Source organism: Holdemanella sp. MSK.7.32 (genome assembly GCF_024460475.1).
Classification (GTDB): Bacteria; Bacillota_I; Bacilli_A; order Erysipelotrichales; family Erysipelotrichaceae; genus Holdemanella.
Map to the genome: position 1 here is coordinate 1 of NZ_JANFYN010000022.1, position 14,302 is coordinate 14,302.

Below are 14,302 nucleotides of genomic sequence, written 5' to 3' on the forward strand. Positions count from 1 at the left end.
ACAATAGTTGGGCTTGCCCCTGCGAAGATAGCTAGCTGCCGGGTCCTTTTTTTTTGCCTTTTATATTCAAAAGCCAAGTCTTTATTTACTTTGACTTGGCTTTTTTCTTGCACATTTTTTCACATATCATGAATAAATGTTTATGGTATAATAAAGTGCATAGGAGGTTTACTATGGACCAAAAGTATATAACAATACAAGGTGCTCGTGAAAACAACCTTAAAAATATAAGTTTAAAAATACCTAAAGATAAATTAGTCATTATGACAGGCGTTTCTGGAAGTGGAAAAACCTCTCTAGCCTTCGATACCATTTATGCTGAAGGACAACGTCGATATATGGAATCTCTATCTGCATACGCTAGACAATTTCTTGGCAATAGCGAAAAACCTGATGTTGATCAAATCGATGGATTATCACCAGCCATCGCAATTGATCAAAAAACTACATCTAATAATCCACGTTCAACCGTAGGAACAGTTACCGAAATTTATGATTATCTACGATTATTATATGCACGTATAGGTGTCCCTTATTGTCCTGATCACCATATTCCTATTACTGGAAATACAATTAAGGAAATGATTGATAAGATCATGGAACTACCTGATAAAACCAGATGTACAATTTTAAGTCCAGTGATTCAAGGTAAAAAGGGATCACATAAAGATCTTTTAGAAAATTTAATGAAAGAAGGCTATATTCGAGTTCGTATTGATGGAGAAATTAAGTATCTTGAAGAACTTGAACCTTTAGATAAGAACAAGAAACATTCAATTGATGTTGTTGTTGATCGCATTGTAAAGAGTGATGATCGTTCGCGTTTTCATGATTCATTAGAAACTGCACTCAAATTAAGCGATGGTTTAGCTATTTTACTAACGAATGATTCTGAAACATTATTTTCAAGCAATTATGCATGTAAAGTGTGTGGTTTTTCTGTACCTAAACTAGAACCTAAATTATTTTCATTTAATGCTCCTTTCGGAGCTTGTCCAGAATGTAAAGGACTAGGTATTACACAGAAAGTAGATCTATCTTTGTTGATTCCGGACGATACTAAATCAATTGCCCAAGGTGGTATTCATTATTATAAAAATATTGTAAATACAGAAAACCTAGAATGGCAGAGAATTCATGCGCTTATTAAATATTATGAAATAGACATGGATACACCTATCAAAGATTTACCTAAAAAGAAGCTTAACTATTTATTATATGGTTCAGATGTACCAATCGCATACCAGTTGAATTCTCGTTCGGGAATCGTCTCAACAAAGTTAGAATACATTGAAGGTGTTTGCCCTATGATTGAACGTAGATATATGGAAACTACTTCAACGATGTCTCGAGAATGGTACGGTTCTTTCTTGGCAGATGCTCAATGTCCGAAATGTCATGGAGCACGATTAAATAAACAGGCACTATCTGTACTTGTTGGTGGAAAAAACATTTATGAATGGACGCAAATGAGTATTAGTGAAGCCATCGATTTTATGGATCAGTTAAAATTAACTCCAACACAAGCTAAGATTGCAGAGTTGGTGGTCAAAGAAATTAAAAACCGTCTTTCATTTTTAAATCATGTTGGACTTAGTTATTTAACACTCGATCGTTTAGCATCCACTTTATCAGGTGGAGAAGCGCAACGTATTCGCTTGGCAACACAGATTGGATCCCGCTTAACGGGTGTTATGTATGTTTTGGATGAACCAAGTATTGGTTTGCACCAAAGGGACAATGACCGTTTGATTGGTGCATTAAAAGATATGCGTGATTTAGGCAATACATTAATTGTGGTTGAACATGATGAAGATACAATGCGAGCAAGCGATTATATTGTGGATGTAGGACCGGGTGCCGGTGTGCATGGTGGACAAATCGTTGCGGCAGGAACACCTGAAGAAATCATGCAAAACAAAAACTCAATTACGGGAGCTTACTTAAGTGGACGTAAAAGAATTGAAGTACCGGCAACGCGTCGCAAAGGAAATGGCAAGAAACTAAAGATTGTGAAAGCGAGTCAAAACAACTTGAAAAATGTGAATGTAACTATTAAACTTGGTACATTTACTGTTGTCACTGGTGTTTCAGGAAGTGGGAAATCGTCATTAGTTACAGAAGTATTAACACATGGTTTACAACATGCACTAGGACGATTAAGAATTAAGCCAGGGGCATGTAAAGAAATTCAAGGAATCGAAAATATTGATAAGATTGTTGAAATAGGACAAGATCCAATCGGTAGAACGCCACGTTCAAATCCTGCTACATATACAGGTGTATTCGATGATATTCGTGATTTATTTGCGCAGACAAAAGAAGCTAAAATGTTAGGCTATGATAAAGGACGCTTTTCATTCAATGTGAAAGGTGGACGTTGTGAAGCTTGTCAAGGCGATGGAATTTTACGTATTTCTATGCACTTTTTACCAGATGTTTATGTACCTTGTGATCAATGTGGTGGAAAGCGTTACAACGAAGAAACATTACAAGTCCATTATAAAGGCAAGACGATTGCGGATGTATTGGATATGACGGTTGAAGAAGCCTTGGAATTCTTCAGCAATGTTTCAAAAATCAAACATAAACTACAAACATTAAACGATGTAGGACTTTCTTATATTAAGTTAGGTCAAAGTGCTACGACTTTATCTGGTGGTGAAGCACAACGTGTTAAACTGGCAAGTGAACTTCAAAAGAAGGCAACAGGAAAAACATTATTTGTGCTTGATGAACCAACAACAGGTTTGCATAGTGATGATGTAAAGAAATTGATTGATGTTCTACAACGTCTTGTAGAACATGGTGATACAGTATTAGTTATAGAGCACAATTTGGATGTGATCAAATGTGCAGATCAAATTATAGATATGGGACCTGAAGGTGGACAAGGAGGAGGAACTGTGATTTGCACGGGAACTCCAGAAAAGGTTGCTGCATGTAAAGAGAGTTATACAGGTCAATATTTAAAACCAATGTTAGAAAAAGGAGGAGACCATGGCAAAAGTAATTGTTCGTGATTTAGCTAAAAAATTCATGTGGACTATTGTAACTGGGGATTCAGACTCATTAAATCGTCCGTTGACTTTGGCAGATACAAACCGCCCTGGATTAGAACTAGCCGGATATTTTCCAGACACACAAACAAAACGTCTTGTCGTACTTGGGGATAAAGAAATAGGATATATCGAAGAGCAGATGGATGAAATTTCTCAGCGTCGTTCTTTTGAATTTTTGACAGGAGATAATACACCATGTATTGTGGTTGCGCATGGGCATGAGTGTCCTCCTGTTTTAAAAGAGATAGCACAACGTAAAAATTTCCCTGTATTTAAAACAGAACATCAAACATCGCACGCAATCGTTAGTATCACAAACTATCTAGATGAATGTCTTGCAGAATCTGTAGTCATTCATGGAGAGTTAGTGCGTGTATTTGGGGTTGGTGTATTGATTACCGGTCGAAGCGGTATGGGAAAAAGCGAAATTGCCTTGGAACTTATCAAACGAGGCCACCAATTAGTTGGTGATGATCGTATTGATTGTTACAAAATACACGATGATTTGGTAGGAAGAACGACACCTATGTTAGAAGGGTTCATGGAACTGAGAGGTGTTGGAATTATCAATGTTTCTCGCATGTATGGAGTAGGAGCTGTTGCCCATGAAACACAAATTGAATTTCAAATCGATTTAGAACCATTTAATGATTCTTATGAATATGATCGTGTTGGAATTGAAGAAAAAGAATACAATGAGATTTTAGGAATCAAAATTTTAAAGATGACTATTCCGGTTTCTCAAGGACGTCCAATGTCATCTGTTATTGAAACGGCTGTGACAAACTTCTTATTGTTGAAAGATGGCTTAGATTCAGCTAAAGAATTTGAAGAGCGTGTGCTAGCACAAATCTCTGAGAATAAGAAGGAGGAATTCGATGCATCTGTTTCCGAACACTAGAATTTTTGTTTCTTTTGGATCTTTAGAAATTGCTTGGTATGCCGTTTTAATTTTAACAGGCGCATTGTGTGCCTATTTACTATGTCAAAGAGCAATGAAAAAATGGGGGTATGCACCTGAAGTTCTAGACGATTATGTAGTTCCTATGTTGTTTATTGGAATTTTGGGAGCTCGAGCCTGGTATGTTATTTTTGAATGGAATTATTATTCTTCACACCTAAATGAAATTGTAGCCATTTGGAACGGTGGTTTGGCCATACATGGAGGTTTGATTGCAGGAACTATATTTAGTTTATTCTTCTTTAAGAAACGCAACATTTCATTTCTTAGAATGTTTGATTTGATTATGCCAACCGTGTTATTGGCACAAGCCTTTGGTCGTTGGGGAAACTTTATGAATCAAGAAGCCTATGGTGGCATTGTATCTGAGAGTTTCTTTGCGCATTATCCAGCGTTTATTAAAAATCAAATGTTTATTGATGGAGCCTATCGTATGCCTACTTTCTTATTTGAAAGTGTATGTAATCTATTAGGATTCTTGTTTATCACATTAATTTTCCGTAAGCATTGGTATAAAAGACGCGGTGACTGCGGATTTATGTATATGGTATGGTATGGAATTACACGTTTTGTGATTGAAGGAATGCGAACAGATTCTTTAATGGTATTTGGCCTTCGTACAGCTCAACTTGTATCTTTAGCTTTAATGGTTGTTGGTTGTCTTGGCTTAATGGGTGTATTTCATAAGGTGTTTCACTGGAAAAAGAAACCGATTGTTTTGTTTGACTTGGATGGAACGCTGATTGATTCACAACAATTGGTTTTTGAAACATTTAGAAGAGTTTTTAAAGAATTAAAACCCAATTATGAATTATCAAATGAAGAATTATATTCATTCTTTGGACCAACGTTAGAAGTAACTTTTTCAAAGTATTTCCCAGAAGAGCAGGTACAAAGTATTATTGATCGTTATCAAGTAATCAATAAATCTTTGCATAAAAATCTATTAAAGGAAGTGCCTCATGCCAAAGAAATGTTAGAGGGGTTAAAAGAACAAAATATACAGTGTGCGGTAATATCAAATAAGCGTATTGAAGTTGTGAAAAGAGGACTAAAACAAGCTGGTTTAAATGGCTATTTCAAGGTTGTATTGGGAAAAGAAAATTTGCCCGAACCTAAGCCAAGTGCATCTGGCTTGATTGAAGCATGCAACTTATTACATACTAGTCATGACGATTGTATTTATGTTGGTGATAATGTTGCGGATATTGTAGCCGCAAAAAATATGGCTGCCTATTCTGTAGGGTTTAGTGTAGATGAAAAACAACGCGAAGCTTTAGAAAAAGCACATCCATGTAAGGTCATCGATGATTTAATGCAGTTAGTACCATTATGTAAGGAGGATCGCATATGGAGCGACAATACGATTTGGTAATAGTTGGTGCCGGCCCTGCTGGTTTAAGCGCAGCATTATATGGTTCAAGGGCAGGACTTAAAACTTTGATATTAGAAAATGGAGCGCCTGGTGGAAAATTGATTAAGACAAATAAAATCAGTAATTATCCAGGTATAAAAGATATTGAAGGTACACAGTTGGCAATGGATATGTTTGAACAAGCAACATCCTTTCAAGCTGAATATGCGTATGGTGAAGTCAATAAAATCGATGAAAATAAAAATGTATATTTAAACGATGGGAATGTTGTGAAAGGGGAAGCTGTCATTCTTGCGACAGGGACAAAGGAACGTTTATTGAATATTCCTGGGGAAAATGAAAATCTAGGACATGGTGTTTCTTTCTGTGCAGTTTGTGACGGTGCATTTTTTAGAGATAAAGAGGTTGTAGTGATTGGTGGAGGAAACTCGGCATTAGAAGAATCGATTTATCTTGCCGGGCTTGCGCGCAGTGTTACGATTGTGATTCGTAGAGATGTATTTAGAGCTGAAGAACATATTCAAAAACAAATTGAAGAGAACGCAAAGATTCATGTCATTAAGAAGCATATTCCTGTTCGAATTTTAAGTTCGGAAGGAAAAGTATCCGGTATTGAACTTGAAAATGTGGATACGCATGAAAAACAAGTTATAGAATGTTCAGGTATCTTCCCTTATGTTGGACAAGATCCAAATACGGATTGTGTACAAGATTTAGGTATATTAAATGAGCGTGGCTATGTTCTAGTCGATGATGATCGTCAAACAAAAATTCCAGGAATTTATGCAGCAGGCGATGTCATTGACAAAAATTTAAGACAGGTTATTACGGCATGTAACGATGGTGCCATTGCAGCACAGCATGCATTTCATAAAATAAAAGGAATTTAATAATCCCAGAAACCAGGTGGAAACATCTGGTTTTAATTTACAAAAAAGCGATTGAAACGGCTTACAATATGCTTGAAATCAATCACTGAAAGTGATTTAATTAAGATAAGAAAAGGATTTGAGGTGTTATTTATGTTGCCTGAAGAAGCAATCAAAAAGGTAATGGATGCGTATTACCATATTACTGGATTAAGATGCTATTTCGTGCAAGACGAGACAGAAATTAGCAGTGCAAAGGAAAAGAACTTCTTTTGTAAATGCTTAAAAACAAGTTCATCTGCATTACGCCAATGTGATGAATGTACATTTGAAAATTATACAGGAGCTTTAAAATCGAATGAACCGCAAAAGTATGCATGCCATGCAGGACTAGTGAAATGGAGTGTTCCCGTATCGCTTGCAGATGTAAAAGGTGTAATTGTATCAGAAGGTGTTATTACAAAGCAGCAAGGCTTAGAAGCAGAGGATTGGGTCAATCATTTGGCAGAAACATATAATGTTTCTAGACCTATACTTTTACATAACTACACAAAAGTTGTTGTGATGAATGAAGATCAGGTTGAAGAAAGTATTGAATTGATGCAAGATCTATTAAAGTACTACAAAGCAGTAATCGAGGGTTAATTCCTTCGATTTTTTTGTATAAAAAAAGCCAGCAATTTGCTGACTTAGTTATTGACTCCATGATGGAATATGGGTGTATCATCACTGATCGCTTTAAATACATAACCACGACTTTTATAGTTTTCAATGATGGCGGGCAAAGCTTCAACTGTAGAAGTTTTAGGACTTGAGTCGTGGAACAACAACATAATTTGATCGTAGTTGCAATTTGTTGAGTTATCGACGATTGTTTGAGCAGGTACGCTGTTTGAAGCGGCATCCCCACTTGAGCAGTTCCAGTCAAAATATTCATAACCTCTTTCATGTACCATACTATCAAGTTTTGACATAATACCCTGAGAGTAGTTGGCAGAAACCATATTGCTTGAACCACCAGGGAAACGAATATATTTTGGAGCTTTTCCTGTGATTTGTTTAACCATATCACTTATTTGTTGTAAATCATTAAAATATGCTTCTGTAGACGAATAGACAGTCGCATAATCATGCGTATATGTATGAAGTGCAATTGTATTTCCTTGTTTTTCTGCTTTTCGAATGGAATCATTATATTTTTGATTGTTTCCAGTCACAAAGAATGTAGCTTTCGCATCATATTTTTTTAGTATCTTTAATACTTTATCCGTATTTTCACTTGGACCATCATCAAATGTTAGATAAACGACTTTTGTAGGATCCTCAACAATGACATTAATTTTTTTCTTAGCCTTATTGCCAGAACGATCTGTTGCCGTAACCGTTAATTTATAAGAGCCTTCTTTTTTTGTCTTTACTTTTGAAGAATCGATTTTGATCTTTGGATTTAAATCTAAGTTATCCGTTACGTCAATATAAGATTTAAAGTTCGGTTTTGAATCTGTGTAGACATGAATTGGATCTGTACGAATAACAGGTTTTTCAGTATCTTTTTTTAACGTAAGTGTCGTATCTTTCATTGTGCAATTTCCATATGCATCTTTAGCTACGATCGTCACTGTTTGTTTTTCATCTTTAGTCACTTTATTTTTAAAAGATAAGGTAACCTTTGAATCATCTTCAACACTTTCTACAAAAGAATTGGGCTTCACATCTTCTTTTAAATCGGTGGTGTATGTTTTAACTTTTAGCTTTGGCGCTTTCGTATCTTTTACTGAGACTGTACATGTTTTTTTATAGTCTTTTATTTGATAAGTAACCGTATAATTCCCCACTTTTTTAGTATCGATATCACTTGAAACTTGAACACTAGAATCCGAATGATAGAAGACTTGTTGAATGTTTGTCTTTGGATCATATTCATGATTGATCTCTACTTCTGGATTTGTAGAATATAATAATATAGGATTTTTAAAAGCATAACCCATCAAAAATATCATGCATATAAATAAAAAAGCAATCAAGCCATTTCCGAAAGTATCTTTCCTTTTTTTATTTGTCATAGTTGACCCTCGAAAGATAGGTTACAGTCTTTTTTTGTGCATAAAAAATTAAATTCCCTTAACATAATTAACCCCTTTTAAACTCTATATCTATTATACATGAAATAAGAGGAATTGTTCTAAAGATTATGGTTCTTTTTTCTTGTTGTAGTTGCGCATAAATTCTTATATAATAACCTTAGAAAGGTGGGGGAAGCACTATGAAACTTATCCTAGCAATTTTATCAAATGACGATAGTCCAGTGGCAAGTAATGCACTAAATAAAAATGGTTTTTCTGTTACTAAATTAGCAACGACTGGTGGATTCCTTCGCGCAGGCAATACAACGTTGATCATTGGTTGTGAAGACGAAAAAGTAGAAGCAGCTATAGATATCATCAAGGAATATTCAAGTAAGCGAACGGAAATTGTACCTAGTACAGCTAGTTATGATATTGGCCGTTATGCAAGTTTTCCTGTGGAAGTTACTGTTGGTGGAGCCACAATTTTCGTGCTAGATGTAGCACAATTCTTAAAGGTTTAGAAAACAAGGGGGGTAGAATATAATGTTCTACCTTTTTTCTGTTAAAAAAATTGTGAATAAAGACCCATTAGGGGCTTTTTTCTGTTATGATTGAATGGTAAAGAAAAAGGAGATTAAAACGCAATGAAAATACTAGTTATCGGTAAGGGCGGACGTGAACACGCACTTGCGTATGCATGCAAACGTTCAGCTTTATGTGATGAGTTGATTTGTGCTCCAGGTAATCCTGGAATGGCAAAAATTGGAGAATGTGTCAATGTGAAAGACAATGATGTAGAAGGCCTTGTCGCCTTGGCAAAAGAAAGAAATGTAGATTTAACCATCGTAGGTCCTGAGGCAACTTTAGCTCTAGGTGTTGTAGATGCGTTTAAAAAAGAAGGCCTAAAGATTTTTGGGCCAGATAAGAAGGCGACTCAAGTCGAATCAAGTAAGGATTTTGCCAAGAAAATCATGGCAAAATATAATATCCCAACAGCTGCTTATAAAACATTCTATGATTTAGAATCTGCATGGGCATACGTACAAGAACAAGGGGCTCCTATTGTTATTAAGGAAGATGGCTTAAAAGCTGGAAAAGGTGTTACAGTAGCTTCTACGGTAGAACAGGCTAAGGAAGCATTGGATATTGCCTTTGCGATTGAAAATAATTCGGTTGTGATTGAAGAATGTTTATTTGGATTTGAATTTTCTTTGATCTGTCTAGTACACAATGAAACAGTTGTACCTTTAGAAGTAGCCCAAGATCACAAGTGTGTATTTGATGGAGATAAAGGTCCAAATACAGGTGGTATGGGATCTTATAGTCCAGTTAAGAAGATTACTTCTGAAATTATCGATGAAGCCATGAATGAAATTATGAAACCAATGGCAAGTGCTATGGTTAAAGAGGGTGTTCCATTCACTGGATTCTTATATGGTGGATTGATGTTGACAGAAAAAGGTATTAAAACAATTGAATTCAATGCACGTTTTGGAGATCCAGAAGCCGAAGTTATTTTGCCTCGTTTAGAAAGTGATTTTGTCCAAGCTATTTTAGATTTAATGGATAATAAACCAGTTGAACTAAAATGGACAGATAAAGTCAGTCACGGTGTTGTTTTAGCAAGTACAAACTATCCTGCAAGCTCTACAAAAGGATCTTTGATTACAGGTGTTGATGATGTAGACGGATTGGTTTTCCACATGGGAACAAAAATGACAGATGAAGGATTAGTCACAGATGGAGGACGTGTTTTAATGGTCGTTACTCTAGAAGATGACTTACAGACTGCATTTGATCATACATATAAAGAATTAGAAAAAATTCAATGTAAAGATTTATTTCACAGAAATGATATTGGAAAGAAGGATATGTAAAATGGCTAAAACAGATTTAGAAATTGCACAAGAATGCGTCATGGAACCAATTGAAAAGGTTGCCGCAAAAATTGGAATTCCTGCAGATAGCTTGGAACATTATGGAAAATATAAAGCTAAATTGTCTTTTGATTATTTGAAATCCATTGAAAATAATCCTCATGGAAAATTAGTATTAGTTACAGCCATTAATCCTACTAAGGCTGGAGAAGGAAAGAGTACGACAACAGTTGGTTTGGGAGATGCCTTAAATCGTTTAGGTAAGAAAACGATGATGGCTTTACGTGAACCAAGTTTAGGTCCAGTATTTGGATTAAAAGGTGGAGCTACAGGTGGTGGCTATGCCCAAGTTGTACCCATGGAAGATATCAACCTTCACTTTACTGGAGATATGCATGCGATTACGACAGCTAATAACTTAGTTAGTGCATGCTTGGATAATGTGATTCATCAGGGAAATGAATTGAATATTGATCCTGAAAAAGTCACATTCAAACGTTGTTTAGATATGAATGATCGTACTTTGCGTAATATTACCATTGGTTGTGGTGCAAAAGCCAATGGAGTTGAACGTAAAGACGGATTTAATATTACTGTCGCAAGTGAAATCATGGCAGCTTTATGTTTGGCAGATGATTTAATGGATTTAAAGAAAAGATTTGGAAAAATGCTTGTGGCATATACTTATGATGATAAGCCTGTATATGTGCATGATTTAGGTATTGAAGGTGCATTGGCTATGGTTATGAAAGATGCTGTATTGCCTAACGTTGTTCAAACTCTTGAACATAATCCAGTATTGATTCATGGTGGTCCATTTGCGAATATTGCGCATGGATGTAACTCTGTTATTGCCACAAAAGCATGTCTAGAACTTGCAGATTATACAGTTACAGAAGCTGGATTTGGTGCAGATCTAGGTGCTGAAAAATTCTTGGATATCAAGTGTCGATTGGCTGATCTTAAACCGAATGCGGTTGTGATTGTTGCGACAATTCGTGCCTTAAAACAACATGGTGGAATTGCCTTAGAAGATTTAAAAGAAGAAAATGTAGAGGCTATGCTTGCAGGATGTGAAAACTTAGCAAAACACATTGATACAGTACAACAATTTGGTTTACCATACATTGTTGCGATCAATGAATTTGCGACAGATACACCGGCTGAAGTAGCTGCATTAGAAAAATGGTGTGAAGAAAACAACCACCCAATGTCATTATCTCAAGTATGGGCAAAAGGTGGAGAAGGTGCTATTGATTTAGCCAACAAAGTCGTTGCGTTATGTGATCAAGAAAATAACTATGCTCCTTTATATGATTTAGATAAGACTATTGAAGAAAAAATAGAAACCATTGCCAAAAAAGTATATGGTGCAGATGGTGTTGATTTTACAGAAGAAGCACAAGCACAAATTGCGAAGTTCAATGAATTAGGATGGGATAAATTACCAATTTGTATGGCTAAAACACAAATGTCATTATCAGATGATGGTAAAGTAATGGGTCGTCCTACAGGATTTAGAATTACAGTTCGTGAATTACGCCCAAGTTTAGGTGCTGGCTTCATTGTTGCTCTAACAGGTAAAGTATTAACAATGCCAGGACTTCCAAAACATCCAAGTGCATTAGACATGGATGTGGATGAAGATGGTAAAATCGTAGGATTATTCTAATGTCAAAGGCTGGATGAAAATTCCAGTCTTTTTTTTTGTTCTCATTAAAAAAAAGAGTCCAGACAATCAAATGTTGTCTGGACTTTTGGTGAGTAGAACTTATTGTCTTCGAATGTATAAATCAAGGATTTTATTTGTTGCATCATAGTGTATATTGACTGATATATTATCGTTGTTGACGCCTAAAAAAGATTCTTCTGGAGAATTTGGATCAATGGAATCAAAACCCTTCTCTTTAATTTTCTTTATGTAATCGGAATACTCATTTTCTTCTACTTCATAATAATGAATGGCATATTTATTCTTTTTGTTGAAAACCGTTCGTGAAATATAATCTGTTTTTGGCAATAATGAGTTTAATTCACTGACTGGAGAAGACAGATTTTTCTTTTCTTCTTTAGCATCTTCTTGGATCAAACGGTTGTATTCTTTTTCTTTCGCTTCTTTTACTGTCATAGAATCATAATCTGGATTATTAGCCAAGTCTTTTTCGTTACCATTTTCATCCATGACTGTAGATGCATCTGTGAAGCCACCATTTTTCTTATTATAGAAAACCTCATCTGAATCGTTGAATCCCTCAAATTCTTCAGTTAAATAATTACTCACATCTATAGCTAGTAAAGCATAATATTTAGCTTTTTTTGCCCGAATGGCCCCTGAATCTTGATCGCTATCATAATATTTTCCATTCACTTCTTTTGTTCCATGTATATATTCTCCATTTGGCAAACGAATAATTGTATCTGAATCACTATATGAAGAGAATGAATCATAAGCTACATTATCCTTTAGAATATGCTCCTTAATATTATTTGTGTTTGTGATGGTAGGTGTAGAAGAGCATCCAGTGATTAAAAGTAAACTGGTGATTGCGATAGCTAATTTTTTCATAGTTATGTCCTGCCTTTCTAATTTAAGTATACTATATTGTTTTAAATATTGACTAGATATGTATAAGAGGAAAAAATAATGCATAACATGATCTGATTACAATAGTATGGTAACACGGGAGTTTTTTATTATGAGTTACTGGAGAACGTAAAATAATCTGTGTATTTCTCTCTTTACATCTCTGCAGATATAAACCAATTTAAATAAGATTGTAAGTTTTCTACTTCCATTCCTATAAACCTTCAGATATATCTTTTCAACCAGCTGCACATATTATTGATCATTGCCATATTCTTATTGGAATCAATAGCTACTACGATGCATATCTTTGTTTTCGACAATCCTCTTGGATGCTTTTCGTTATTAGATTCCAGCACTTGATAATCTTCTACGTACTTTTCATCGATCCATACATGATTGTAGATTAGCCGATTGCTAATATAACAAAAAAAAATAAATGAAAGCGCTTGACAAAAAATACGCTATCGATATAATAGGTTATGTAAGGACACATAATGATATATAATCATTCAGGAGGGAAAATATGAGAAACTTACATGAATTACAAATTAAAACAGCTGTTGAAGCAGTAGCTTCCAGAAAGGAAGTTAACGAAGTTTATTTCGTGGCTTGCGGTGGTTCTCAGGCAGTGTTAATGGCAGGTCAGTATTTATTTGATAAGGAGTCTTCTGTTCCATCACATGTATACACTGCAAATGAGTTTGTATATGACACACCTAAAAATCTATGCGAAAAATCAGTGGTTATTTCATGCTCACATTCAGGTAATACTCCAGAAACAGTTGCTGCTACAAAACTTGCAAGATCTAAGGGCGCAATTACAATTTGTTTATCTAATTTAGAAGGTTCTCCATTATGGGAAGCTGCAGAATATCCAGTACATTATGACTGGGGTAAAGATGTCAGCGATTCTGATAAGAATAAAGGTATTCTTTACGGATTGCTATTCAAGCTACTTGGTGTTCTTGCAGCTGATGCAAAATGGGATATTTGCTTTAAAGAGTTGGAAAAGTTAACAGAGTTATCTACAAAAGCAAAAGAACAGTATGATGCTCAGGCTAAACAGTGGGCAAAAGATAATAAACGTAAAAAGACGATTTATACAATTGGTAGTGGTATTAACTATGGTGAAGTATATTCCACAGCAATGTGCTGGTTTATGGAAATGCAGTGGATTAATTCTGGTTGCATTCATTCTGGTGAATTCTTCCATGGACCATTTGAAGTTACAGACTATGATGTTCCATTTATGCTTGTAAAGAGCATTGGCAAGACAAGATTCCTTGATGAACGTGTTGAAAATTTTGCTAAGAAATTTACAGAAGATTTGTTAGTTCTTGATCAGAAAGATCTTGATTTATCAAATGTTGCTGAGGAAGCTAGACAATACATAGCTGCAATTCTTACAGGTGTTGTCATTCGTCACTTTGTGGAAGCCATTGCATTTGAACGTGGACATTCTTTAGACGTTCGTCGTTACATGTGGCAGATGGAATACTAAGAGG

The 14,302-nt window shown here is 35.3% G+C and carries 11 protein-coding genes; 9 read left to right on the top strand and 2 right to left on the bottom strand.

Annotation, left to right across the window (positions count from 1 at the left end; genetic code table 11):
- Positions 1-173: 173 nt before the first annotated feature.
- The 5 genes from uvrA (at position 174) to NE544_RS06640 (ending at position 6,912) form a co-directional block, all read left to right on the top strand.
- Entirely contained in the window at positions 174-3,023 is a 2,850-nt protein-coding gene (gene uvrA, locus NE544_RS06620; RefSeq protein WP_256268774.1) for an excinuclease ABC subunit UvrA, read from the top strand.
- Positions 3,001-3,963: an HPr(Ser) kinase/phosphatase gene (hprK, locus tag NE544_RS06625; protein ID WP_118116032.1), complete on the top strand. Its 963-nt coding sequence runs from the start codon at positions 3,001-3,003 to the stop codon at positions 3,961-3,963. Before uvrA ends, hprK begins: the two co-directional genes overlap by 23 nt.
- Positions 3,941-5,398 carry a prolipoprotein diacylglyceryl transferase gene (gene lgt, locus NE544_RS06630; protein WP_256268775.1) on the top strand — a complete coding sequence of 486 codons (1,458 nt, stop codon included), beginning with the start codon at positions 3,941-3,943 and terminating at the stop codon, positions 5,396-5,398. The genes hprK and lgt overlap by 23 nt, the downstream gene beginning before the upstream one ends.
- The gene (gene trxB, locus NE544_RS06635; protein WP_256268776.1) at positions 5,374-6,288 is read left to right on the top strand and encodes a thioredoxin-disulfide reductase; all 915 of its coding nucleotides are present in this window, start codon (positions 5,374-5,376) and stop codon (positions 6,286-6,288) included. The genes lgt and trxB overlap by 25 nt, the downstream gene beginning before the upstream one ends.
- Positions 6,289-6,420: 132 nt before the next feature.
- Positions 6,421-6,912, top strand: a complete 492-nt coding sequence (locus tag NE544_RS06640) for a PocR ligand-binding domain-containing protein (protein ID WP_118116038.1) — start codon at positions 6,421-6,423, stop codon at positions 6,910-6,912.
- Positions 6,913-6,956: 44 nt separating this feature from the next.
- On the opposite strand, the gene NE544_RS06645 is transcribed toward NE544_RS06640, so the two are convergent.
- The gene (locus tag NE544_RS06645) at positions 6,957-8,330 is read right to left on the bottom strand and encodes a polysaccharide deacetylase (protein ID WP_256268777.1); all 1,374 of its coding nucleotides are present in this window, start codon (positions 8,328-8,330) and stop codon (positions 6,957-6,959) included.
- 200 nt (positions 8,331-8,530) lie between these two features.
- On the opposite strand from NE544_RS06645, the gene NE544_RS06650 reads away from it, so the two are divergent.
- The 3 genes from NE544_RS06650 (at position 8,531) to NE544_RS06660 (ending at position 11,882) form a co-directional block, all read left to right on the top strand.
- Positions 8,531-8,854, top strand: a complete 324-nt coding sequence (locus tag NE544_RS06650; RefSeq protein ID WP_003865930.1) for a cyclic-di-AMP receptor — start codon at positions 8,531-8,533, stop codon at positions 8,852-8,854.
- A gap of 123 nt (positions 8,855-8,977) precedes the next feature.
- Complete coding sequence (gene purD, locus NE544_RS06655) at positions 8,978-10,210, top strand: phosphoribosylamine--glycine ligase (RefSeq protein WP_256268778.1); 1,233 nt, start codon at positions 8,978-8,980, stop codon at positions 10,208-10,210.
- A gap of 1 nt (position 10,211) precedes the next feature.
- Positions 10,212-11,882, top strand: coding sequence for a formate--tetrahydrofolate ligase (locus NE544_RS06660; RefSeq protein WP_256268779.1), 1,671 nt, complete (start codon positions 10,212-10,214; stop codon positions 11,880-11,882).
- 99 nt (positions 11,883-11,981) lie between these two features.
- Here NE544_RS06660 and NE544_RS06665 read toward each other — a convergent pair whose 3' ends face one another.
- Positions 11,982-12,776, bottom strand: a complete 795-nt coding sequence (locus NE544_RS06665; RefSeq protein ID WP_256268780.1) for a DUF6591 domain-containing protein — start codon at positions 12,774-12,776, stop codon at positions 11,982-11,984.
- Positions 12,777-13,320: 544 nt separating this feature from the next.
- On the opposite strand from NE544_RS06665, the gene NE544_RS06670 reads away from it, so the two are divergent.
- Positions 13,321-14,298 carry an SIS domain-containing protein gene (locus tag NE544_RS06670; protein ID WP_227992537.1) on the top strand — a complete coding sequence of 326 codons (978 nt, stop codon included), beginning with the start codon at positions 13,321-13,323 and terminating at the stop codon, positions 14,296-14,298.
- Positions 14,299-14,302 lie beyond the last annotated feature (4 nt).